Consider the following 24,252-nt stretch of genomic DNA (forward strand, 5'->3'; position numbering starts at 1 on the left):
CTGATCAAGATTTCACCGCGCTATTACGAAAAATTACAATTAAAGCGTCAGGTTGCGAGCCTTTACGCAAATGTGCGTTCTGCACAGGGCATTTTTAGCAAAATTATTGCTTGTCTTTTACCGCTTCCTTACATTTCATTGAGTTAGCATTTACTTTCGCAAGGAGTCCAGATTCAGTCTTGACTTTTATTCGCTGATAATTAGGACTTTTCCTAATAACGCAGACGATGATATGAAATTAAAAAAATCATAATTTCGTTAAGCATTAAATATGATACGCCTGATTAAGGTGGCAAAGAATAAATAGAACGACAATAAGCGTATTTTATGATTTATCACGCAAATGAAAAAGGCCGCAAATGCGGCCTTTTTATCATGTGAAACCGGTATCAGTGGTGTTCTACTGAATGAGTGTGTTCAACATCTTCATTCTTACGGCTGAAGCGGCGACGAACCACCACGAAGAACACCGGTACAAAGAAGATAGCAAGAACGGTCGCGGTGACCATACCACCCATTACGCCCGTACCTACCGCATTCTGCGCGCCTGAGCCCGCACCCGTGCTGATAACCAGCGGCAGTACACCGAGGATGAACGCCAGGGATGTCATCAGGATTGGACGCAGACGCATACGGACCGCTTCAAGCGTCGCCTCAATCAGACCCTTACCTTCTTTTTCCATCAGATCTTTGGCGAATTCCACGATAAGTATCGCGTTCTTCGCCGACAAGCCAATGGTTGTCAGCAGGCCCACCTGGAAGTACACGTCGTTAGTCAGCCCGCGGAACGTGGCAGCCAACAGTGCACCAATAACCCCCAGCGGTACAACCAGCATGACGGAGAACGGAATAGACCAGCTCTCATACAGTGCCGCCAGACACAGGAACACGACGATCAGTGAAATGGCGTACAGGGCAGGGGCCTGGTTCCCGGACAGACGTTCCTGATAGGACATACCGGTCCAGTCGTAGCCAATACCTGCAGGCAGCTTGCTGGCTAACTCTTCCATCAGGTTCATGGCTTCACCGGTGCTTCGACCTGGTGCGGCCTGGCCGAGGATCTCCATGGATGGCAGCCCGTTATAACGTTCCAGACGCGGCGATCCGTATTCCCAGCGTGACGTTGAGAAGGCGGAGAACGGCACCATCTGACCATTGCTGCCGCGCACGTACCAGTTGTTGATATCGTTCGGCAACATGCGGTATTCCGCTTCTGACATCACGTACACCTTCTTCACGCGACCACGGTCGATGAAGTCGTTGACGTAGCTACCGCCCCAGGCTGCGCCCAGCGTGGTATTGATGTCGCTGATGGAAACACCCAGCGCCTGCGCTTTTTCCTGATCGATATCGATCTTGTACTGCGGCGTATCTTCCAGGCCGTTAGGACGTACACCGACCAGCAGTTCAGGATGCTTCGCAACTTCACCGAAGAGCTGGTTACGTGCCTGAGTCAGTTTTTCGTGACCGAGGCCGCCCTGGTCAATCAGCTGGAAGTCGAAACCGGTCGCTGTACCCAGTTCAACAATCGCTGGCAGGTTAAAGGCAAAGACCATCGCATCTTTAATCTGCGAGAAGGTGCCCATCGCACGGCCTGTAATCGCTTCAACTTTGTTCTCGTCGCCTGGACGGTCTGACCAGTCTTTCAGAGAAACGAAGGCGATACCGGTGTTCTGACCACGACCTGCAAAGCCAAAGCCGTTAACCGCAAACACGGATTCAACGTTGTCTTTTTCTTTATTCAGGTAGTAGTCCGTCACTTCATCCAGCACTTTCTGGGTACGCTCCTGCGAGGCACCCGCTGGCAACTGGGCCATGGTCAGGAACACGCCCTGGTCTTCATCTGGCAGGAAGGAGCTTGGCAGACGAACGAACAGGTAAGCCATGCCGACCACGATGATGATATAGAGCAGCAGATAACGACCGGTGCTGCGCAGGATGTTCCCCACGCTGTCGGTGTAGTGGTGCGTGCTTTTATCAAACATGCGGTTAAACCAGCCGAAGAACCCTTTATGCTCGCCGTGGCCGCCTTTCTGAATCGGCTTCAGCATGGTGGCACACAGGGCAGGCGTCAGAATCAACGCGACCAGCACCGACAGCGCCATCGCGGAAACGATGGTGATGGAGAACTGACGGTAAATCGCACCGGTCGATCCACCGAAGAAGGCCATCGGGATAAATACCGCAGAGAGCACCATGGCGATACCGACCAGCGCGCCCTGGATCTGACCCATGGATTTACGGGTCGCTTCCTTCGGTGGCAGACCTTCTTCCGCCATCACACGCTCGACGTTTTCGACCACCACGATGGCGTCATCCACCAGCAAGCCGATGGCAAGCACCATCCCGAACATCGTCAGGGTGTTTATCGAGTAGCCAAATATCGCCAGTATCGCGAAGGTCCCGAGCAATACGACCGGTACGGCGATGGTTGGGATCAGCGTCGCGCGGAAGTTTTGCAGGAACAGGTACATAACCAGGAAGACGAGGATAATCGCTTCCACCAGCGTTTTAACCACTTCGTGAATCGAGATTTTGACGAACGGCGTGGTGTCATACGGATAAACGATTTTCAGACCTGACGGGAAGAACGGTTCCATCTTCTTCAGCTCTGCACGGATAGCCGTGGCGGTGTCCAGGGCGTTTGCCCCTGTTGCCAGTTTGATACCCAGGCCGGAAGCCGGTTTGCCGTTGAACTTCGCGATGATGTCGTAGTTCTCGCCACCCAGCTCCACTTTCGCCACGTCACGCAGGCGCACCTGAGAACCGTCCTGATTCACTTTCAGCAGAATTTTGCTGAATTCATCGGCGGAGGTCAGACGCGTCTGCGCGATGATCGAGGCGTTAAGCTGCTGGCCTTTGACCGGCGGTGTACCGCCTAACTGACCCGCGGCAACCTGGGCGTTCTGCGCTTTGATGGCGTTAATCACGTCGACCGGCGTCAGCTGGAAGTTATTCAGTTTGTTCGGGTCCATCCAGATACGCATCGCGTACTGAGAACCAAACAGCTGAACGTCACCCACACCAGATGTACGGCTGATGGCGTCTTTCATGTTGGCACCCACGTAGTCGGAAATATCCTCCTGCGTCATGGTGCCATTGGTATTGATAACGCCAACAACCATCAGGAAGCTACTGGACGATTTCTCGACGCTCACACCCTGCTGCTGTACTTCTTGTGGCAGCAACGGCATCGCAAGCTGCAGCTTGTTCTGCACCTGAACCTGCGCGATATCTGCATCCGTACCTGATTCGAAGGTCAGGGTGATCTGGACCGTACCGGTTGAGTCACTGTTGGAGGACATGTACATCAGGTTATCGATACCGTTCATGTTCTGTTCGATAACCTGCGTCACGGTATCCTGCACCGTTTTCGCATCAGCCCCTGGGTAGGTTGCGGAGATCGTCACCGCCGGTGGCGCAATCGTTGGATATTGCGCGACAGGCAGCTTCAGGATCGCAAGTCCCCCAGCCAGCATGATGATAATGGCGATCACCCACGCAAATATGGGGCGATCGATAAAGAAATTAGGCATGTCTTAACGGCTCCTGTTTAAGTTAAGACTTGGTTTGTTCTGACTGACCTGCGGCTGAGGCTTGTTGTTTATCGTCAGATTTGACTTCCTGTGCCTTCACCTGCGCGCCAGGACGTACTTTTTGCAAACCAGTAACAATCACGCGATCGCCATCTTTCAGACCTTCCGTCACCAGCCATTTATCGCCAATCGCCTGCGTTGCAGTGATATTGCGCGTTTCGACTTTGTCATCTGCACCTACAACCAGCGCGCTCGCATCGCCACGTGGCGTGCGGGTCACACCCTGCTGAGGAACCAGAAGTGCGGTTGGGTTAGTCCCTTCTTCCAGACGTGCGCGTACGAACATACCCGGCAACAGGGTATTGTCCGGGTTCGGGAAAATCGCACGTAAGGTGATGGAACCGGTGGTCTGATCGACCGTTACATCAGAAAATTCCAGTGTGCCGGTCTGCGGGAACTTGATACCGTCATTAGTAACAAGCTCCACTTTGGCTTTGCCGTTTTCCTGTTTCAGCGTGCCGTTTGCCAGCTCTTGTTTCAGACGCAGGAAATCGTTGCTGGACTGAGTAACGTCAACGTAGATCGGATCAAGCTGCTGCACGGTCGCCAGCGCGGTAGTTTGGCCGTTCTGCACCAGCGCCCCTTCGGTGACGGAAGACTTACCAATGCGACCGCTGATAGGGGAGGTCACTTTGGTATAGGCCAGGTTGATACGTGCCGTTTCAACCGCCGCTTTCGCCGCAACAACGGCTGCATTGGCTTGTTGCGCATCGGCCAGGGCAGTATCGTAATCCTGTTGACTGATGTACTTCGTACCGAGCAGTTTTTTGTAGCGGTTCAGCGTTAACTGGGCAATTTTGGCTGCGGCGTCAGCTTTCGCCAGGTCACCTTTTGCGCTTTCATAAGACGCCTGATAGGTTGCTGGATCAATCTGATACAGAGACTCACCGGCTTTCACATCACCGCCCTCGGTGAAGTTACGTTTCAGGATGATGCCATTCACCTGAGGACGAACTTCCGCAATACGGTATGCGCTGGTGCGACCCGGTAATTCGGTTGTCATCTGCAGAGGTTCGGATTTGAGCGTCACGACGCCAACTTCTGGCACCTGCTGAGCCCCTTGTTGAGCCTGTTTGTCGTCACATCCTGTAAGCGCTAAGCTGCCTGAGAGCATCAGAACGACCGCCAGAGGCGTTAACCCTCTGTTTTTGTTCATATGTAAACCTCGAGTGTCCGATTTCAAATTGATCAATGGTCCTGAGTCCAAAAACCCATTGCTGCGTTTATATTATCGTCATGCTATGGTACATACATTCATAAATGTATGTAAATCTGACTCCTGTAAATTCACTAACGTATGGCACGAAAAACCAAACAACAAGCGCTGGAAACCCGGCAACACATTCTGGATGTGGCAATGCGTTTGTTCTCACAGCAGGGTGTTTCGTCAACCTCGCTGGCACAGATTGCTCAGGCCGCGGGCGTCACGCGGGGAGCGATTTACTGGCATTTTAAAGACAAGTCAGATCTGTTTGGTGAAATCTGGGAGCTTTCAGAATCCAGCATTAGCGATCTTGAGACTGAGTATCGGGCAAAATTCCCCGACGATCCACTCTCAGTATTAAGAGAAATATTAGTATATATCCTTGAAGCAACGGTAGTTGAAGAACGTCGTCGCTTAATGATGGAAATCATCTTCCATAAATGCGAGTTTGTGGGGGAAATGGCGGTCGTCCAGCAGGCGCAACGCAGCCTCTGCCTGGAAAGCTACGATCGTATTGAACAGACACTGAACCAGTGCATTCAGGCCAATATGCTGCCAGCAAACTTGCTGACCCGCCGGGCGGCCATCCTGATGCGCAGCTACATTTCGGGCCTGATGGAAAACTGGCTGTTCGCGCCACAGTCTTTTGATCTGAAAAAGGAAGCGCGTAACTATGTCGCGATATTGCTGGAGATGTGCCAGTTTTGCCCGACGCTTCGCGATGACGCCTCGCCACTCCCTGCCTGAACCGTCCAGGATTTATCCCGGAGGTTAACGTTCGCGCTATTCTGCTTTCAGCGGGCGTGATATTCTTCACGCCGGACTATTTTCGGTCATTCTCAGACATCACATTCACGACTATGCTGCACACCAATCGCTCGCAACATCCTGTTCTTGCATTATTTTTCGCTATGCTGTTTTTCTTTGCAGCCGCGCCGCTTTCGTATGCTCGCGCAGATAACGCCAATGATATCCCTACGCGTGCCGACGTTCAGGCGCAGCTGGATACCCTGAGTAAGCAAAAAGAGCTGTCGCCTCAGGAGAAGCTCGTCCAGCAGGATTTGACGGAAACGCTGGAAACTCTCGATAAAATTGAACGGGTTAAAGCTGAAACCGCTCAGCTTCGCCAGAAGGTCGCCCAGGCACCGGAGAACATGCGTAAGGCAATGGATGCGCTGAGTGCGCTGAGCGACGTCGATAACGATGATGAAACCCGCAAAACGCTCGCCACGCTCTCGCTACGCCAGCTTGAGTCACGCGCTGTACAATTGATGGACGATTTGCAGACGGCCCAGTCGGATCTGGCAACTTATAATAGCCAGCTTGTTTCGCTGCAGACTCAGCCTGAGCGCGTGCAAAACGCGATGTACACCGCCTCACAGCAGCTTCAGCAGATCCGCAACCGCCTGAATGGCACGGCGGTGGGAGATGGCGCGTTACGTTCTACTCAGCAGACGTTGCTGATGATTCAGCAGACGTTACTTAATGCGGAAATTGAACAGCAGCGTAAGAGCCTTGAAGGCAATACGGTGCTGCAGGACACTCTGCAAAAGCAACGTGATTACGTGACGGCTAACATAAACCGTCTGGAACATCAGCTTCAGCTGTTGCAGGAGGCGTTAAACAGTAAGCGCCTCACTTTAACGGAAAAAACCGCGCAGGAAGCGGTATCGCCAGACGAAACAGCCCGTATTCAGGCCAACCCGCTGGTGAAGCAGGAGCTCGACGTTAACCATCAGTTGAGCGAGCGTCTGATTCAGGCCACGGAAAGCGGTAACTCGCTGGTGCAGCAAAATATCAAAGTCAAAAACTGGCTGGATCGTGCGCTGCAGGCGGAACGTAACATCAAAGAGCAGATTGCGGTTCTGAAAGGCAGTCTTCTGCTGTCGCGTATTCTGTATCAGCAACAGCAGACGCTGCCGTCCGCCGATGAACTGGAGGACATGACCAACCGCATCGCGGATTTGCGTCTGGAGCAGTTTGACGTCAACCAGCAGCGCGACGCGCTTTTCCAGAGCGATACCTTTGTCGCCAGGCTGGAAGAGGGCCACTCCAGTGACGTGAACCCGGAAGTTCACGACGCACTGCTTCAGGTGGTTGATATGCGCCGCGAGCTGCTTGACCAGCTCAACAAACAGCTCGGCACGCAACTGATGATGGCGATTAACCTGCAGATTAATCAGCAGCAGTTAGTCAGCGTCTCGAAAAGCCTGCAGGAGATTTTGACCCAGCAGATTTTCTGGGTGAACAGCAACAAGCCGATGGACTGGGACTGGATTAAATCCTTCCCTGAGGCGCTGAAAACACAAATCAAAAGCATGAAAATCACCGTTAACTGGGAGAAAGCCTGGCCTGCGGTGATGATTGCTTTCCTGGCGGGCTTGCCGCTGTTGCTGATCGCTGGCCTGATTCGCTGGCGGTTGAGCTGGTTAAAGACGTATCAGGCGAAGCTCGCGCATGAAGTCGGGCAATTGCGAAACGACAGCCAACTGCACACCCCGAAAGCAATTCTGATTGACCTCATCCGTGCGCTGCCGATCTGTCTGCTGATCCTGGCGGCCGGGCTGATTCTGCTTACCATGCAGTTGAATATCAGTGACTTGCTGTGGGCATTCAGTAAAAAGCTGGCGCTGTTCTGGCTGGTGTTTGGCGTGTGCTGGAAAGTGCTGGAAAAAGATGGCGTCGCCGTCCGCCACTTCAATATGCCGGAACAACTGACCAGCCACTGGCGTCGTCAGATTGTGCGTGTCAGCCTGGCGCTGTTACCGCTTCACTTCTGGTCTGTTGTTGCTGAGCTTTCCCCGCTGCATCTAATGGACGACGTGCTGGGACAGCTGGTTATTATGCTGAACCTGCTGTTGATCGCTATCCTGATGTGGCCGATGTGCCGCGACAGCTGGCGCGATAAAGAGTCGCACAATATCCGCCTGATCACCGTTACAGTGCTGGCGGTCATCCCGCTGGCGCTGATGGTGCTGACGGCAACGGGCTACTTCTACACCACGCTGCGTCTGTCTGGCCGCTGGATTGAAACGGTTTATCTGGTCATTATCTGGAACCTGCTTTACCAGACCGTACTGCGTGGGCTGAGCGTGGCAGCACGTCGTATTGCCTACCGTCGTGCGATTGCGCGTCGTCAGAATCAGGTAAAAGAGGGTGCTGAAGGCGCTGAACCGGTGGAAGAGCCGACCATCGCGCTGGAGCAGGTCAACCAGCAGACGCTGCGTATCACCATGCTGGTGATGGTGGCACTGTTTGGGGTGATGTTCTGGGCGATCTGGTCTGATTTAATCACCGTGTTTGCTTATCTCGACAGCGTAACGCTCTGGCAATACAGCGGGACAGAAGCGGGCACAACGGTGATGAAAAGCGTGACAATGGGCAGCCTGCTCTTTGCGCTGGTCTCCCTGGTGGTCGCCTGGGCATTAATTCGTAACCTGCCCGGTCTGCTGGAAGTGTTGGTGCTGTCGCGTCTGAACCTTCGCCAGGGGGCGTCGTATGCCATCACGACGATCCTGAACTATGTGATCATTATCGTCGGGGCGATGACCGTCTTCGGGTCGCTCGGCGTTTCGTGGGATAAACTGCAATGGCTGGCGGCGGCCCTCTCCGTGGGTCTTGGTTTTGGCTTGCAGGAGATCTTTGGTAACTTCGTTTCCGGCCTGATCATCCTGTTCGAACGTCCGGTGCGTATCGGCGATACCGTCACCATCGGCACTTTCTCAGGGACGGTCAGCAAGATCCGCATTCGTGCGACCACCATTACCGACTTCGATCGTAAAGAGGTGATCATCCCGAACAAAGCGTTCGTTACTGAACGTCTGATCAACTGGTCGCTCTCCGACACCGTGACCCGCGTGGTGATCCGCCTGGGTGTGGCCTATGGATCGGATCTGGACAAGGTGAAAGAGGTCTTACTGAAAGCGGCCGCCGAGCATCCGAAAGTCATGCACGATCCGGCCCCGGCGGTGTTCTTTACCACGTTTGGCCCGAGTACGCTGGATCATGAGCTGCGTTTATACGTGCGTGAATTGCGCGATCGCAGCTTTACCGTCGATGAGCTGAACCGCGCCATCGATCGCCTGTGCCGCGAAAACGACATTAATATTGCCTTCAACCAGCTTGAAGTTCACCTGCGTAACGAGAAAGGTGACGAGCATACGGAAGTGAAGCGCGAGATTAAGGGGGATGACCCCACTCCGGCTTAACGTCTGCGGATCTTTTCCTCCCTCTCCCTCAGGGAGAGGGCTGGGGTGAGGGCAATTTCCCCTCAAAATCTTTTCGCACAATCTCCAGCGCTTTCAGCACCGTCTCCGCCGGGATCTCGTGATTCTCCAGCAGCATAATTAAATCGACGGCCAGCTTGACCTCGTCGGGGGCATTTTCCAGTGACATCAGTGGCTCCTGTTAACGGGTCAGGCGTTCAATAACGCGCTCAATCTCTTCCAGTGCCTGTTTACAGCGGACCAGGCGACCTTCCAGAGCGCTAATCTCGCGCATCAATAACTGCTGCTCTTCCAGCGTCTCGCTGTTGTTCAGACGCGCTTCACGCTCGCGCTTCATCTCAAACAGGCGACGCTCAAACTCCTGGTTCTCCAGCCGTTTGCGCTGCCATTTGCCGAGGCCCGGCGATGCGCTGTCCCATGCGCGCAGCGGCCAGGCTGTAATTTCGCGATGCAGGGCGGTGATCTGCTCGGTAAGATGTTCCGCAAGCCACGCCACCTGTTCCCGTTGCTCGTTCTGTACCGCATGACGTAACTCATCAAGATTCGTCTGCGCTTCGGCAAGATAATCCTGGATTAAGGTGCTGCGGGTACGAAAAAGCTGTCGGTCAAAGCGCGGCTTCAGCGTGGCGTGCCCCATCAGCGGTGTGGCCTGCGCGCGCAGGGCGGTCAGCTGATTTTGTAGCGTCTCCAGAAGCAAGGCTGTTTTCAATGCGCTCTCCAGTGGTAAAGTAGCCGTTCAGTTTGATAACGATTCGCATTATGCAGCGTACTATTTTAATCATCATTGGCTGGCTCGCGGTAGTGCTTGGCACGCTGGGTGTCGTTTTGCCATTACTGCCGACCACGCCCTTCATTCTGCTGGCGGCGTGGTGCTTTGCCCGCTCGTCGCCGCGTTTTCACCACTGGCTGCTGTACCGTTCATGGTTTGGCGGTTACCTGCGTCACTGGCAAAAACACCGGGCAATGCCGCCTGGCGCAAAGCCGCGCGCCATTGCGGTGATCCTGATTACCTTCGCCATCTCATTATGGCTGGTGAAAATGATGTGGGTGCGTATCCTGCTACTGGCGATCCTGACCTGCCTGCTTATCTTTATGTGGCGCATCCCCGTGGTTGATGAAAAGCAACAAAAGCACTGAAGCCTTATCATGGCTGTTGCAATTATCGCGCGCAGCCAGTAAATTCGACCGTTTTCGAGCACAGGTGCGCCTGGTCAAAGGTTAAACAATTGTAACTTTGACCGCCTCTTTACGCGCCGTGAGTAACACTGTTTCATTTAGGCACAAACCGATGACCGCAACTGCACAGCAGCTTGAATATCTGAAAAACAGCATCAAAAGCATCCAGGACTATCCGAAGCCTGGCATTCTTTTCCGTGATGTCACCAGCTTGCTGGAAGACCCGAAAGCGTACGCGCTCAGCATCGAACTGCTGGTCGAGCGTTATAAAAACGCCGGGATCACTAAAGTAGTAGGTACAGAAGCCCGTGGCTTCCTGTTCGGCGCACCGGTTGCGCTGGCAATGGGCGTGGGTTTTGTGCCGGTGCGTAAACCGCGCAAACTGCCACGTGAAACCATCGCAGAAAGCTACGAACTGGAATACGGCACCGATCAGCTGGAAATCCACGTTGATGCCATCAAACCAGGCGACAAAGTGCTGGTGGTGGACGATCTGCTGGCGACCGGTGGCACCATCGAAGCGACCGTGAAGCTGATCCGTCGTCTGGGTGGTGAAGTGACCGACGCGGCCTTCATCATCAACCTGTTCGATCTCGGCGGTGAACAGCGCCTGGAAAAACAGGGTATTACCAGCTACAGCCTGGTGCCTTTCCCCGGTCATTAATCCCGGTTTTCACAACCTCGCTCAATGGGTGAGGTTGTGATAGCATTCCCCTCCATAAATTCACCTTCCAGCGTTGCAGAGCCTGCCCATGAGTTATCAGGTGTTAGCCCGTAAATGGCGACCACAAACCTTTGCTGACGTTGTCGGTCAGGAACATGTGCTGACGGCCCTGGCGAACGGCTTGTCGCTAGGTCGCATCCATCACGCCTATCTTTTCTCCGGCACCCGCGGCGTCGGTAAGACTTCTATTGCCCGTTTGCTGGCAAAAGGTCTGAACTGTGAAACCGGGATCACCGCCACGCCGTGCGGCGTGTGTGATAACTGCCGGGAGATTGAACAGGGGCGTTTTGTCGACCTGATCGAGATCGACGCCGCCTCGCGCACCAAAGTGGAAGATACCCGCGATCTGCTCGACAACGTGCAGTACGCCCCGGCGCGTGGCCGCTTCAAGGTCTACCTGATCGATGAAGTGCACATGCTGTCGCGCCACAGCTTCAATGCCCTGCTGAAAACGCTGGAAGAGCCGCCTGCACATGTGAAGTTCCTGCTGGCGACCACCGATCCGCAAAAGCTGCCGGTCACGATCCTGTCGCGCTGCCTGCAGTTCCATCTGAAGGCGCTGGACGTTGAGCAGATCCGCGCTCAGCTCGAACACATTCTTGATGAAGAGAAGATTGTTCATGAGCCACGCGCCCTGCAACTGCTGGCACGTGCCGCCGACGGCAGCCTGCGCGATGCGTTAAGCCTGACCGACCAGGCGATTGCCAGCGGTGACGGCAAACTCTCCACCGATGCGGTCAGCACCATGCTCGGCACGCTGGATGACGATCAGGCGCTGTCGCTGATCGAAGCGATGATCGCCGCCAACGGCGAGCGCGTGATGTCGCTGGTTAACGCGGCCTCTGCCCGTGGCGTCGAGTGGGAAGCGCTGCTGGTGGAAATGCTCAGTCTGCTGCACCGCGTGGCGATGCTGCAGCTTTCTCCGTCGGCGATTGGCGCAGATATGGCGACCATCGAACAGCGCATGCGTGAACTTGCCCGCACCGTACCGCCTGCCGACGTACAGCTTTATTATCAGACGCTGCTGATTGGCCGCAAAGAGCTGCCGTTTGCACCGGACCGCCGCATGGGTGTCGAAATGACGCTGCTGCGCGCGCTGGCGTTCCACCCGCGTATGCCGCTGCCTGAGCCGGAAGTGCCGCAGCAGTCTTTTGCGCCCGTCGCCCCTACGGCGGTGATGTCGCAGCAGCAGGTGCCACCGCAGCCGACACCGCCGCCGCAGCAAAACGTGCCGCTGTCGGATGCCACCAGTTCGGTGCTTGCCGCACGAAGCCAGTTGCAACGTGCGCAGGGAGCAACCAAACCAAAAAAGAGTGAACCGGCAGCGCCAGGAAGAGCGCGGCCGGTGAACAACGCCGCGCTTGAACGACTGGCTTCGGTAACGGAGCGCGTACAATCGCGCCCGGCACCGTCCGCGCTTGAGCAAAAAGCCCCGGCGAAAGAAGAGGCATACCGCTGGAAAGCGACCACCCTCATCGAAACGGTGAAAGAAGAGGTCGCCACGCCGAAAGCGCTGAAAAAGGCGCTGGAGCATGAGAAAACGCCGGAGCTTTCCGCGAAGCTCGCCGAAGAATCGATTGAGCGTGACGCCTGGGCCGCTGAGGTCAGCAAACTGCAACTGCCGAAGCTGGTGGAGCAGGTCGCGCTGAACGCCTGGAAAGAGCAGGACGGCAATCAGGTGCGTTTACATTTGCGCCCTGGTCAACGGCACCTGAACTCCCCTGGTGCCCAAAAAGCGCTGGCGGAGGCGCTCGCCACATTACAGGGTGCGCCGGTTGAATTGACTATCATTGAAGATGATAATCCGGCAGTTAAAACGCCGCTGGAGTGGCGGCAGGCCATTTATGAAGAGAAGCTCGCGCAGGCGCGCGAGGCGATTATTGCGGATAACAACATCCAGACGCTGCGCCGGTTCTTCGACGCGGATCTGGATGAAGAGAGTATTCGCCCCATTTGATCGTGAGTCTGACTTACGGTTGTCATCATTAAACGTGAAAGAGAGAGAAGCCTATGTTTGGTGGAAAAGGCGGTCTGGGTGGCCTGATGAAGCAGGCTCAGCAGATGCAGGAAAAAATGCAGAAGATGCAGGAAGAGATCGCTCAGCTGGAAGTCACAGGTGAATCTGGTGCGGGTCTGGTCAAAGTGACCATCAACGGTGCGCACAACTGCCGCCGCGTTGAAATCGACCCAAGCCTGCTCGAAGACGACAAAGAGATGCTGGAAGATCTGGTTGCTGCCGCGTTTAACGATGCTGCGCGCCGTATCGACGAAACGCAGAAAGAGAAAATGGCCTCTGTTTCCAGCGGTATGCAACTGCCGCCGGGCTTCAAGATGCCGTTCTGATGCAAACCAGTCCGCTGCTCACGCAGTTAATGGAAGCACTGCGCTGCCTGCCGGGCGTTGGCCCGAAGTCGGCGCAGCGCATGGCGTTCACGCTTTTGCAGCGCGACCGCAGCGGCGGGATGCGCCTGGCGCAGGCACTGACCCGCGCCATGTCAGAAATTGGTCACTGTGCGGATTGCCGTACCTTTACCGAGCAGGATGTCTGCAACATCTGCTCGAATCCGCGTCGTCAGGAAAACGGTCAGATTTGCGTGGTGGAGAGTCCGGCGGACATCTACGCCATCGAGCAGACCGGGCAGTTTTCCGGCCGCTACTTCGTGCTGATGGGGCATCTTTCCCCGCTGGACGGCATTGGCCCGGATGATATTGGTCTTGACCGTCTTGAGCAGCGTCTCGAATCGGAAACGATCAAAGAGGTGATCCTCGCCACCAACCCGACGGTGGAAGGGGAGGCAACCGCCAACTATATCGCTGAACTGTGCGCGCAGTATGGCGTTGATGCCAGCCGCATTGCTCACGGCGTACCGGTGGGCGGCGAGCTGGAGATGGTGGACGGTACCACGCTGTCGCACTCTCTGGCCGGGCGTCACAAGATTATTTTCTGACCAAACGGAGGCTGCATGCGCGGCCTCCGCTTGAAAATTTCCTCTCTTATCCCCATCTCTCCCTCAACGTTTCAAAACCCCATTAAATGGCATTGTTGAGGTCGACTTAGATGAAAGGACAAGAAACCCGTGGTTTCCAGTCAGAAGTAAAACAGCTTCTGCACCTGATGATCCATTCCCTGTATTCCAACAAAGAAATCTTCCTGCGCGAGCTGATTTCCAACGCCTCGGATGCGGCGGACAAGCTGCGCTTCCGCGCGCTGTCTAACCCGGATCTGTATGAAGGTGACGGCGAGCTGCGCGTGCGCGTCTCTTTCAACAAAGAGAACCGTACCCTGACCATCGCCGATAATGGCATCGGGATGAACCGTGACGAGGTGATCGACCACCTCGGGACCATCGCCAAATCCGGCACCAAAGCGTTCCTTGAGTCCATGGGCTCTGACCAGGCGAAAGACAGCCAGCTGATCGGTCAGTTCGGTGTGGGCTTCTACTCGGCGTTCATCGTGGCGGACAAAGTCACCGTGCGCACCCGCGCGGCGGGCGACAGCGCTGAAAACGGCGTGCTGTGGGAATCCAAAGGGGAAGGCGAGTACACCGTTGATGACATCACCAAAGCGGATCGCGGCACCGAAATCACCCTGCACCTGCGTGAAGGCGAAGATGATTTCCTGAACGACTGGCGCGTGCGCTCCATCATCAGCAAATATTCCGACCACATCGCGCTGCCGGTTGAGATTGAAAAACAGGAAGAGAAAGACGGCGAAACCGTGGTCTCCTGGGAGAAGATCAACAAGGCGCAGGCGCTGTGGACGCGCAATAAGTCTGAAATCAAAGACGACGAATACAACGAATTCTACAAGCACATCGCCCACGACTTTACCGACCCGCTGACCTGGAGCCACAACCGCGTGGAAGGCAAGCAGGAGTACACCAGCCTGCTGTACATCCCGGCGCAGGCACCGTGGGACATGTGGAACCGCGATCACAAGCACGGCCTGAAGCTGTACGTGCAGCGCGTGTTCATCATGGACGACGCCGAGCAGTTCATGCCGAACTACCTGCGCTTTGTCCGTGGCCTGATCGACTCCAACGATCTGCCGCTGAACGTCTCCCGTGAAATCCTGCAGGACAGCACCGTCACCCGTAACCTGCGTAACGCCCTGACCAAACGTGCATTGCAGATGCTGGAAAAACTGGCGAAAGACGACGCGGAAAAATACCAGACCTTCTGGAAACAGTTCGGTCTGGTGCTGAAAGAAGGTCCGGCGGAAGACACCGCGAACGTTGAAACGATCGCCAAACTGCTGCGTTTCGCCTCCACGCATACCGACTCCTCCGCGCAGACCGTGTCGCTGGAAGAGTACGTTTCCCGCATGAAAGAAGGGCAGGAGAAGATCTACTACATCACCGCCGACAGCTATGCGGCGGCGAAGAGCAGCCCGCACCTGGAGCTGCTGCGTAAGAAAGGCATCGAAGTGCTGCTGCTTTCTGACCGCATCGACGAATGGATGATGAACTACCTGACCGAGTTCGACGGTAAATCCTTCCAGTCCGTGGCCAAAGCCGACGAATCTATCGACAAGCTGGCGGATGAAGTGGATGAAAGCGCGAAAGAAGCTGAGAAAGCGCTGGAGCCGTTCGTTGAGCGCGTGAAAACCCTGCTGGGCGACCGCGTGAAAGAGGTGCGCTTCACGCACCGTCTGACCGACACCCCGGCCATTGTCACCACCGATGCCGACGAAATGAGCACTCAGATGGCAAAACTGTTCGCCGCGGCGGGCCAGGCGATGCCGGAAGTGAAATATATCTTTGAGCTTAATCCGGATCACCCCCTGGTAAAACGCGCAGCGGATACTCAGGACGAAGCACGCTTCGCTGAGTGGGTTGAGCTGCTGCTGGATCAGTCCCTGCTGGCCGAGCGCGGCACGCTGGAAGATCCTAACCTGTTCATTAAACGTGTGAATGCGCTGCTGCTGGCGTAATTGACCACGCCTCCCCTGGTCTTCTCCCTCTCCCGTGGGAGAGGGCCGGGGTGAGGGCATCAAACCGCACCCTCCCAAATATTCTCCCCCCGTTAACCGTTTCAGCCTTCCCGCCTTCCTTGAGCCATACCCGTTCTGGTGGTATTGTTTAGCGCTTTTTGAAAAATTGAATCGACTTTTGAGGGGATTTTCGCAATGCGTATTATTCTGCTTGGCGCTCCGGGCGCGGGTAAAGGAACTCAGGCTCAGTTCATCATGGAGAAATACGGTATTCCGCAAATCTCCACCGGTGACATGCTGCGCGCCGCTGTTAAATCTGGCTCCGAGCTGGGTAAACAAGCGAAAGACATCATGGACGCAGGCAAGCTGGTGACCGACGAGCTGGTTATCGCGCTGGTCAAAGAGCGCATTGCTCAGGAAGACTGCCGTAACGGTTTCCTGCTGGACGGCTTCCCACGCACCATTCCTCAGGCTGACGCCATGAAAGAAGCGGGCATCAACGTGGACTACGTGCTGGAGTTCGACGTACCGGACGAGCTGATCGTTGACCGTATCGTGGGCCGTCGCGTACACGCTGCCTCTGGCCGCGTTTACCACATCAAATTCAACCCGCCTAAGGTTGAAGGCAAAGACGACGTGACCGGCGAAGAGCTGACCACCCGTAAAGACGATCAGGAAGAGACCGTGCGTAAGCGCCTGGTGGAATACCATCAGATGACGGCCCCGCTGATCGGCTACTACAGCAAAGAAGCGCAGGCGGGTAACACCAAATACGCGAAAGTTGACGGCACCAAAGCTGTCGCTGACGTTCGTGCAGAGCTGGAAAAAATCCTCGGCTAATGGCATGTCTCTCACCCGGTTCCTCCGGGTGAGAAAAATTCTCATCTTACCTATCACAGCAATGGGTTCCGTTTAAACGCATTTCCGCTACAATTGATAACTAATCAAAAGGTTAAGAGGCGTGAATGAGTCAGGCGAAAACCGGCATCCTGCTTGCCAATCTGGGCACTCCAGAAGCACCCACTCCAGACGCGGTAAAACGCTATCTGCGACAATTTTTAAGCGACACGCGTGTTGTGGATACCCCGAGATTGCTGTGGTGGCCGCTGCTGCGTGGCGTCATTCTGCCGATTCGCTCTCCACGCGTGGCAAAGCTCTACCAGTCCGTGTGGATGGAAGAGGGCTCACCGCTGATGGTTTACAGCCGTCGTCAGGAAAAAGCGCTGGCTGCCCGTCTGCCGGATATGCCGGTGGCGCTCGGCATGAGCTACGGTAAGCCATCGCTGGAAAGCGCTGTCGACGCGCTTCTGGCGCAAGGCGTTGAGCACATTATCGTGCTGGCGCTTTATCCGCAGTATTCCTGCTCTACGGTGGCAGCCGTCTGGGATGAGCTGGCGCGCATTCTTGCCACCCGTCGTCGTATTCCGGGTGTGACCTTTATTCGCGATTATGCCGATAACGATCTCTACATTAAGGCGCTTGCCAGCAGCGCGCGCGTCTCGTTTGAAAAACATGGCGAACCGGATCTGCTTCTGCTCTCCTATCACGGCATCCCGCAGCGTTACGCCAATGAAGGCGATGATTACCCGCAACGCTGCCGCGACACCACCCGTGAGCTGGTTTCTGCGCTCGGTTTGCCGCCAGAGAAGGTGATGATGACCTTCCAGTCGCGCTTTGGGCGCGAGCCGTGGCTCACGCCGTACACCGATGAAACGCTCAAAATGCTGGGTGAGAAAGGCGTGAAACATGTTCAGGTCATGTCGCCGGGCTTTTCGGCGGACTGCCTTGAAACGCTGGAGGAAATTGCGGTTCAGAACCGGGAGTTTTTCCTTGAAGCGGGTGGGACAAAGTACGAATACATTCCGGCACTTAACGACGCTCCTGAACATATCGACATGATGGTCTCGCTGGTAACGAACAGCCGCTGATCGCGCTTTAGGCCGGGTTTGTGCTACCATTCCCGGCCCATAATCCTTGCACAGTTCAGACCATGAAATTTCCCGGTAAACGCAAATCCAAACACTACTTTCCCGTTAACGCCCGCGATCCGCTGCTGCAGCAAATCCAGCCGGTAAACGAAACCAGTGCCGCATGGGTGGTAGGTATCGATCAGACGCTGGTGGACATTGAAGCCAAAGTGGATGATGCGTTTGTCGCACGTTACGGTCTGAGCGCCGGACACTCACTGGTGATTGAGGACGACGTTGCCGAAGCGTTGTACCAGGAGCTGGTGCGCGAAAATCTGATCACCCACCAGTTTGCCGGTGGCACTATCGGCAACACTATGCATAACTACTCCGTCCTGGCAGATGACCGTTCGGTTCTGCTGGGCGTGATGTGCAGCAATATTGAAATCGGTGGCTACGCCTACCGCTACCTGTGCAATACCTCAAGCCGTACCGATCTGAACTATCTGCAGGGCGTCGACGGGCCGATTGGCCGCTGCTTCACGCTGATCAGCGATTCCGGTGAGCGTACCTTTGCCATCAGCCCAGGCCACATGAACAAACTGCGTGCGGAGAGCATCCCGGAAGCGGTGATCGCGGGCGCATCTGCGCTGGTGCTCACCTCCTACCTGGTGCGCTGCAAACCGGGCGAACCGATGCCGGAAGCGACCATGAAGGCGGTAGAGTACGCGAAGAAATACAACGTCCCGGTCGTCCTGACGCTCGGCACTAAATTCGTGATTGCCGATAACCCTGAGTGGTGGCAGGCCTTCCTGAAAGAGCACGTCTCGATTCTGGCGATGAACGAGGAAGAGGCTGAGGCGTTGACGGGCGAGAGCGATCCGCTGCTGGCCTCCAATAAAGCGCTGGACTGGGTGGATTTGGTGCTCTGTACCGCCGGACCGGTTGGGCTGTACATGGCGGGCTTTACGGAAGAAGAGAGCAAACGCAAAACCCAGCACCCGCTGCTGCCAGGGGCGATTGCCGAGTTCAACCAGTACGAATTCAGCCGCGCTATGCGCCATAAAGACTGTGTGAACCCGCTGCGTATTTTCTCCCACATTGCACCGTACATGGGCGGCCCGGAGAAGATCATGAATACCAACGGCGCAGGCGACGGCGCGCTGGCGGCATTGCTGCATGACATCACGGCGAACGCGTATCACAAAACCAACGTGCCGAACTCCAGCAAGCACAAGTTCAACTGGTTGACTTATTCGTCGCTGGCGCAGGTGTGTAAGTATGCGAACCGGGTGAGTTATCAGGTTCTGAACCAGCATTCGCCGCGCTTAACGCGTGGGCTGCCGGAAAGGGAAGATAGCCTCGAAGAGGCTTATTGGGATCGTTGATTGCTAAAAGAAAACCCCGGTGGCGCTGCGTTTACCGGGGCTACTTGTAGGCCTGCTAAGCGTAGCGCCAGCAGGCTTTCTTTAACCCGACACCGTCACTTCAACCGGCGGTTTCTCCAGCAGCGTCAGCATTGTATTCGCAATTTCACGCTCACCCATCACCACCTGATTTGCACCGCGTTCGGTGATGTACTCGACTTCGTCGTCATAGTGGGCCCGCGCGATAATCTCAATATTCGGGCACTTTTCGCGCGCCGACGCCACAATTTCACCCGCTTCATAGCCGTTTGGAATGGTCAGCAGCAGCCAGCGCGCGCAGTCCAGGTGCGCCAGATTCATGATCTCTTCATTCGCTGCATTGCCCAGTACGGCACGAATACCACGCTCGCGCAGCTCATCGACGCGAGTGCGTGACGTTTCAATCACCACCAGCGGAATGCCCTGCGCCATCAGCTTCTCTCCGAGCAGGCTGCCGACGCGGCCGAAGCCGACCAACAGCGCATGGTTACAGATATCCACCGGGATCTGCTTCTCTTCTTCCGTTGCCTCTTCCAGCGTTTGCTCTTCCAGCGTCTCGGTTTTCTCGAGGTATTTTTCCAGCAGCGCAAACAGTACCGGATTCAGCATAATGGAGAGGATCGCCCCCGCGAGAACCAGATTTTGCCCGGCCTGCGGCAACAGATTCAGCGCCATGCCCAGTCCGGCCAGAATAAAGGCGAATTCACCGATCTGTGCCAGACTGGCGGCAATGGTCAGCGCCGTGCGCGGCGAGTGACCAAACAGACGCACCAGGAAGAAGGCGGCAACCGACTTACCAAAGATGATAATCGCCAGCGTGCCCAACACGGCCAGCGGTTGTTGGATCAGGATCAGCGGGTCGAACAGCATCCCGACGGAGACAAAGAACAGCACCGCAAACGCGTCACGCAGCGGCAGGGTATCGTGTGCGGCGCGGTGGCTCAGCTCGGATTCGTTCAGCACCATTCCGGCGAAGAACGCACCCAGCGCAAAGGAGACATCGAACAGCTCTACGGCACCAAAGGCGATACCCAGCGCCAGCGCCAGCACGGAAAGGGTAAACAGTTCGCGGGAACCGGTCGCAGCACTGCGGGACATGATCCACGGTACCAGACGGCGGCCGACCAGCATCATGATGGCAATAAACGCCACAACCTTACCGATAGTGATGCTCATATCCAGCGCCAGCGAGGCGAAGCCAACGTTGTCTTTTTCCATCATTCCGGCGACAGCGGGCAGCAGAACCAGCGTCAGCACCATCACCAGGTCTTCTACAATTAGCCAGCCAATCGCGATCTGCCCGCGCTGGCTGTCTATCAACTGCCTCTCTTCAAGCGCGCGCAGCAGCACCACGGTACTGGCGGTTGAAAGACACAGCCCGAACACGATACCGGTCATCAGTGACCAGCCCAGCACTGCTGAGAGCGCCATTCCCAGTAGCGTCGCCACCCCTATCTGGGCGATCGCTCCCGGTATGGCGATAGACTTTACCGCCATCAGATCCTTCAGTGAGAAATGCAGACCGACGCCAAACATCAGCAGAATCACGCCTAATTCCGCCAGTTCGGGAGCCAGTTTAGTATCCGCCACAAAACCTGGCGTAAACGGTCCCGCCAGCACACCCGCTAATAAATAGCCTACAAGAGGTGAAATACGCAGTTTGTTGGCAATCATGCCAAGGATAAAAGCGAGCACAAGTCCACCAACAATGGTGGTGATAAGCGGTGTGGCGTGATGCATTCCGTCTCCTTTCGTGATGGGTGTTCCTCTTTTGGCGTAAACACCAAAAAGCCGATTAATAGTTTATGACAATTTTCATTGTTATGTTTATGAATAATTGTTGAAGTTTGAATAAAACAGCAATATGCGGTCAAAAAAGCAGATTTTGATAAATTCGGGGGCGTAGAGAGAAGAAAGCCTTATAGCATCAGGGGATCAGGTCGCCAAAGTAAAACTTTAGCGACCCGGAAATTACGCTTTGTGGCGGTTGTCAGGCAGGAATATGGTCAACATCCCCAGAAGTGGCAGGAAAGCGCAGATTTTATAGACCAGGAAGATGCTGGTGTGGTCTGCAACCATCCCCAATACCGCCGCGCCCAGGCCGCCCATGCCGAAGGCAAAGCCGAAAAAGAGACCGGAAACCATACCGATACGGCCCGGTAAGAGTTCCTGGGCATAGACCAGAATGGCCGAGAACGCCGAGGCAAGAATAAACCCAATGATGACGGTTAAAATCCCTGTCCATTCAAGGCTTGCGTAGGGTAAAACCAGCGTAAACGGCGCGACACCCAGAATAGAGCCCCAAATCACATATTTACGTCCGATTTTATCGCCAACAGGCCCGCCAATCACCGTGCCTGCGGCGACTGCAAACAGGAAGGCAAACAGGTGGAACTGGGCGTTTTGTACCGATAATCCGAATTTTTGCATCAGATAAAAGGTGTAATAGCTGCTGATACTCGCCATGTAGAAGTATTTCGAGAAAATCAGCACCAGAAGCACGCTGACCGCGAGGATAATCTTGTTACGGGGAAGAGGATTGATAACCTTCGCGGCAGGTTTACCTTTATTCACGCGGTGCTGAGCGGCATACCAGCGGCTAATTTGTGCCAGAACGATAATCGCCAGCAGGGCCGCGAGCACAAACCACGCCACATTACCTTTGCCGTATGGGGCGATGATCACTGCGGCCAGCAGTGGGCCGAGGGAACTACCAAAATTCCCGCCCACCTGGAACAGGGATTGCGCCAGCCCGTGACGGCCACCGGAGGCCATACGCGCCACGCGGGAGGATTCCGGGTGGAACACTGACGATCCGGTGCCGACCAGCGCGGCGGCGACCAGTACCGCTTCAAAGCTGCCCGCTATGGCCAGCAGTACCAGCCCGCTCAGGGTAAAGCACATGCCAATCGGCAGCGACCACGGCATCGGATATTTATCCGTCCAGTAACCGACAACGGGCTGCAGTAGCGAGGAGGCCAGCTGGAAGGTCAGGGTGATCATCCCGATCTGTACGAAGGTTAATGAAAACTCGGACTGCAGCAGCGGATAGATCGCCAGAATCAGCGACTGGATCATGTCGTTGAGCAGATGCGAGAGACTGATTGCGCCTAATACCTTAAATGAGGTGCGCGATTTTGGCGGCGACGCCGGAGCGCCCGAAACGGGCTGGGTTGATTCACTGATTGCCATAGAGAGAATTACCACGTCTTTAGTTATTAGAAATGCAGGGTGTAATTATTATCCGACTAACATACCCGTCTGTGACATTTGAAGAAAGTCGCAATTCTGAAAACATATTTGTCTATTCTGATTACTCATTGTAATTTTTGCGTTTGTCTATGGTCAGGGAGAGAGAAGATGAAGTTAATGAAGCGTGGCATTGCGCTGGCGTTGATCGCTGCATGGGGGCTGGCAAGCCTGCCCGCGCAGGCGTATGAGAAAGACAAAACCTATAAAATCACCATTCTGCATACCAACGATCACCACGGTCACTTCTGGCGCAGCGAATACGGCGAATATGGCCTGTCTGCTCAAAAAACGCTGGTGGATGGCATTCGTAAAGAGGTGGCGGCAGAAGGTGGCAGTGTGCTGCTGTTATCCGGTGGCGATATCAATACTGGCGTACCAGAATCCGACCTGCAGGATGCGGAGCCAGACTTTCGCGGCATGAATTTAATCGGCTACGACGCGATGGCCGTTGGTAACCATGAGTTTGATAATCCGCTGAGCGTGCTGCGCCAGCAGGAGAAATGGTCCAAATTCCCGTTCCTCTCCGCCAATATTTACCAGAAAAGCACCGGCGAGCGTTTATTTAAGCCGTGGGCGCTGTTTAAGCGCCAGGATCTGAAAATCGCGGTGATTGGGTTAACGACTGACGACACGGCAAAAATTGGCAACCCTGAGTTCTTCACCGATATCGAATTCCGCAAACCGGCAGACGAAGCGAAGCTGGTGATTCAGGAGTTACAGCAGAACGAGAAACCGGATGTCATTATCGCCGCCACCCATATGGGCCACTACGACAACGGTGAGCACGGCTCTAATGCTCCTGGCGACGTGGAGATGGCACGCAGCCTGCCAGCGGGCTCGCTGGCGATGATTGTGGGTGGTCACTCACAGGACCCGGTGTGCATGGCGTCAGAGAATAAAAAACAGGTGGATTACGTGCCCGGCACGCCGTGTGCGCCGGATCGTCAGAACGGCATCTGGATTGTGCAGGCCCACGAGTGGGGCAAATACGTGGGCCGCGCGGATTTTGAATTCCGTAACGGCGAGATGAAACTGGTGCATTACCAGCTTATTCCGGTCAACCTGAAGAAGAAGGTCACTTACCCGGACGGGAAAAGTGAGCGCGTACTTTATACGCCAGAAATTGCGGAAAACCAGCAGATGCTCTCGCTGCTGACGCCGTTCCAGAGTAAAGGCAAAGCGCAGCTGGACGTGAAGATCGGCACGCTGAATGGTCGCCTGGAAGGGGATCGCAGCAAAGTTCGTTTTGTGCAGACTAACATGGGGCATCTGGTGCTGGCGGCACAAATGGCGCGTACAAACGCTGATTTTGGCGTGATGAGCGGCGGCGGCATTCGTGACTCCATTGAAGGCGGAAATATCACCTATAAAGATGTGCTGAAGGTACAGCCGTTTGGTAACGTGGTGGTGTATGCGGATATGAGCGGCAAAGAGGTGATTGACTACCTGACCGCCGTGGCGCAGATGAAGCCGGACTCCGGGGCCTATCCGCAGTTTGCAAACGTCAGCTTTGTGGCGAAAGATGGCAAGCTGAATGACCTCAAAATCAAAGGCGAGCCGGTTGATCCCGCCAAAACCTACCGTCTGGCAACGTTAAGTTTCAATGCCACCGGCGGTGACGGCTATCCGCATATTGATAATAAACCGGGCTATGTGAATACCGGCTTTATCGATGCGGAAGTGCTGAAGCAGTTTATCCAGCGGAATTCACCGATTGACGTGAATGCGTATGAGCCGAAGGGTGAGGTGAGCTGGCAGTAGTGCGGGGTTTGGTTGCCCGGTGGCGCTGCGCTTACCGGGCCTACGGGAGCAACATGTAGGCCGGGTA

Annotated in this window: 17 protein-coding genes, 1 pseudogene and 1 other annotated feature; of the genes and pseudogenes, 12 read left to right on the forward strand and 6 right to left on the reverse strand. The window is 55.2% G+C overall.

The features are described 5' to 3' along the window. Window positions 1–389: 389 nt before the first annotated feature. Together acrB and acrA are read right to left on the reverse strand one after the other, a co-directional pair. On the reverse strand, window positions 390–3,536 hold the full coding sequence (gene acrB / locus EoCCA6_RS17335) for a multidrug efflux RND transporter permease subunit AcrB (RefSeq protein ID WP_152083695.1): 3,147 nt from the start codon (window positions 3,534–3,536) through the stop codon (window positions 390–392). A 22-nt stretch (window positions 3,537–3,558) separates the two neighbouring features. After that, window positions 3,559–4,752 (reverse strand): multidrug efflux RND transporter periplasmic adaptor subunit AcrA, encoded by a 1,194-nt coding sequence (acrA, locus tag EoCCA6_RS17340; protein WP_152083696.1) that lies wholly within the window; start codon window positions 4,750–4,752, stop codon window positions 3,559–3,561. Window positions 4,753–4,893: 141 nt separating this feature from the next. On the opposite strand from acrA, the gene acrR reads away from it, so the two are divergent. Continuing rightward, complete coding sequence (gene acrR, locus EoCCA6_RS17345) at window positions 4,894–5,547, forward strand: multidrug efflux transporter transcriptional repressor AcrR (RefSeq protein ID WP_152083697.1); 654 nt, start codon at window positions 4,894–4,896, stop codon at window positions 5,545–5,547. A gap of 113 nt (window positions 5,548–5,660) precedes the next feature. Continuing rightward, window positions 5,661–9,008, forward strand: coding sequence for a mechanosensitive channel MscK (gene mscK / locus EoCCA6_RS17350; RefSeq protein WP_152083698.1), 3,348 nt, complete (start codon window positions 5,661–5,663; stop codon window positions 9,006–9,008). Window positions 9,009–9,026: 18 nt separating this feature from the next. On the opposite strand, the pseudogene rsmS reads toward mscK, so the two are convergent. Both rsmS and priC read right to left on the reverse strand, forming a co-directional pair. Next, window positions 9,027–9,195: pseudogene (gene rsmS, locus EoCCA6_RS17355) on the reverse strand (pleiotropic regulatory protein RsmS); the annotation flags it as partial. 12 nt (window positions 9,196–9,207) lie between these two features. Further along, a complete protein-coding gene (gene priC / locus EoCCA6_RS17360; protein ID WP_152083700.1) occupies window positions 9,208–9,735 on the reverse strand; it encodes a primosomal replication protein N'' in 528 nt (175 codons plus the stop codon). Window positions 9,736–9,785: 50 nt separating this feature from the next. Here priC and EoCCA6_RS17365 point away from each other — a divergent pair, with 50 nt between their 5' ends. From EoCCA6_RS17365 to EoCCA6_RS17405, 9 genes are all read left to right on the forward strand, one after another. Then, entirely contained in the window at window positions 9,786–10,163 is a 378-nt protein-coding gene (locus EoCCA6_RS17365; protein ID WP_028017608.1) for a DUF454 family protein, read from the forward strand. A gap of 151 nt (window positions 10,164–10,314) precedes the next feature. Continuing rightward, the gene (gene apt / locus EoCCA6_RS17370) at window positions 10,315–10,866 is read left to right on the forward strand and encodes an adenine phosphoribosyltransferase (protein ID WP_000127359.1); all 552 of its coding nucleotides are present in this window, start codon (window positions 10,315–10,317) and stop codon (window positions 10,864–10,866) included. Between the two features lie 88 nt (window positions 10,867–10,954). Then, the gene (gene dnaX, locus EoCCA6_RS17375; RefSeq protein WP_152083701.1) at window positions 10,955–12,883 is read left to right on the forward strand and encodes a DNA polymerase III subunit gamma/tau; all 1,929 of its coding nucleotides are present in this window, start codon (window positions 10,955–10,957) and stop codon (window positions 12,881–12,883) included. Then, window positions 12,213–12,277 (forward strand) — a sequence feature (DnaX frameshifting element). (Overlaps the previous gene by 65 nt.) Before the next feature lie 53 nt (window positions 12,884–12,936). Continuing rightward, a complete protein-coding gene (locus tag EoCCA6_RS17380; protein ID WP_003858972.1) occupies window positions 12,937–13,269 on the forward strand; it encodes a YbaB/EbfC family nucleoid-associated protein in 333 nt (110 codons plus the stop codon). Further along, window positions 13,269–13,874 carry a recombination mediator RecR gene (gene recR / locus EoCCA6_RS17385; protein ID WP_013095898.1) on the forward strand — a complete coding sequence of 202 codons (606 nt, stop codon included), beginning with the start codon at window positions 13,269–13,271 and terminating at the stop codon, window positions 13,872–13,874. Before EoCCA6_RS17380 ends, recR begins: the two co-directional genes overlap by 1 nt. Before the next feature lie 110 nt (window positions 13,875–13,984). After that, a complete protein-coding gene (gene htpG, locus EoCCA6_RS17390; protein ID WP_152083702.1) occupies window positions 13,985–15,859 on the forward strand; it encodes a molecular chaperone HtpG in 1,875 nt (624 codons plus the stop codon). A gap of 195 nt (window positions 15,860–16,054) precedes the next feature. Continuing rightward, window positions 16,055–16,699, forward strand: coding sequence for an adenylate kinase (gene adk / locus EoCCA6_RS17395; protein WP_022647279.1), 645 nt, complete (start codon window positions 16,055–16,057; stop codon window positions 16,697–16,699). A gap of 125 nt (window positions 16,700–16,824) precedes the next feature. Next, entirely contained in the window at window positions 16,825–17,787 is a 963-nt protein-coding gene (hemH, locus tag EoCCA6_RS17400; protein ID WP_152083703.1) for a ferrochelatase, read from the forward strand. 62 nt (window positions 17,788–17,849) lie between these two features. Next, window positions 17,850–19,154 carry an inosine/guanosine kinase gene (locus tag EoCCA6_RS17405; protein ID WP_152083704.1) on the forward strand — a complete coding sequence of 435 codons (1,305 nt, stop codon included), beginning with the start codon at window positions 17,850–17,852 and terminating at the stop codon, window positions 19,152–19,154. An 81-nt stretch (window positions 19,155–19,235) separates the two neighbouring features. On the opposite strand, the gene ybaL is transcribed toward EoCCA6_RS17405, so the two are convergent. After that, window positions 19,236–20,912, reverse strand: coding sequence for a YbaL family putative K(+) efflux transporter (gene ybaL, locus EoCCA6_RS17410; RefSeq protein ID WP_152083705.1), 1,677 nt, complete (start codon window positions 20,910–20,912; stop codon window positions 19,236–19,238). Between the two features lie 231 nt (window positions 20,913–21,143). After that, window positions 21,144–22,364 carry an MFS transporter gene (locus EoCCA6_RS17415; RefSeq protein ID WP_152083706.1) on the reverse strand — a complete coding sequence of 407 codons (1,221 nt, stop codon included), beginning with the start codon at window positions 22,362–22,364 and terminating at the stop codon, window positions 21,144–21,146. A 168-nt stretch (window positions 22,365–22,532) separates the two neighbouring features. Here EoCCA6_RS17415 and ushA point away from each other — a divergent pair, with 168 nt between their 5' ends. After that, entirely contained in the window at window positions 22,533–24,185 is a 1,653-nt protein-coding gene (ushA, locus tag EoCCA6_RS17420; RefSeq protein ID WP_152083707.1) for a bifunctional UDP-sugar hydrolase/5'-nucleotidase UshA, read from the forward strand. The last annotated feature ends 67 nt before the right edge of the window (window positions 24,186–24,252 follow it).

The sequence above is a fragment of the Enterobacter oligotrophicus genome (assembly GCF_009176645.1).
GTDB lineage: Bacteria > Pseudomonadota > Gammaproteobacteria > Enterobacterales > Enterobacteriaceae > Enterobacter > Enterobacter oligotrophicus.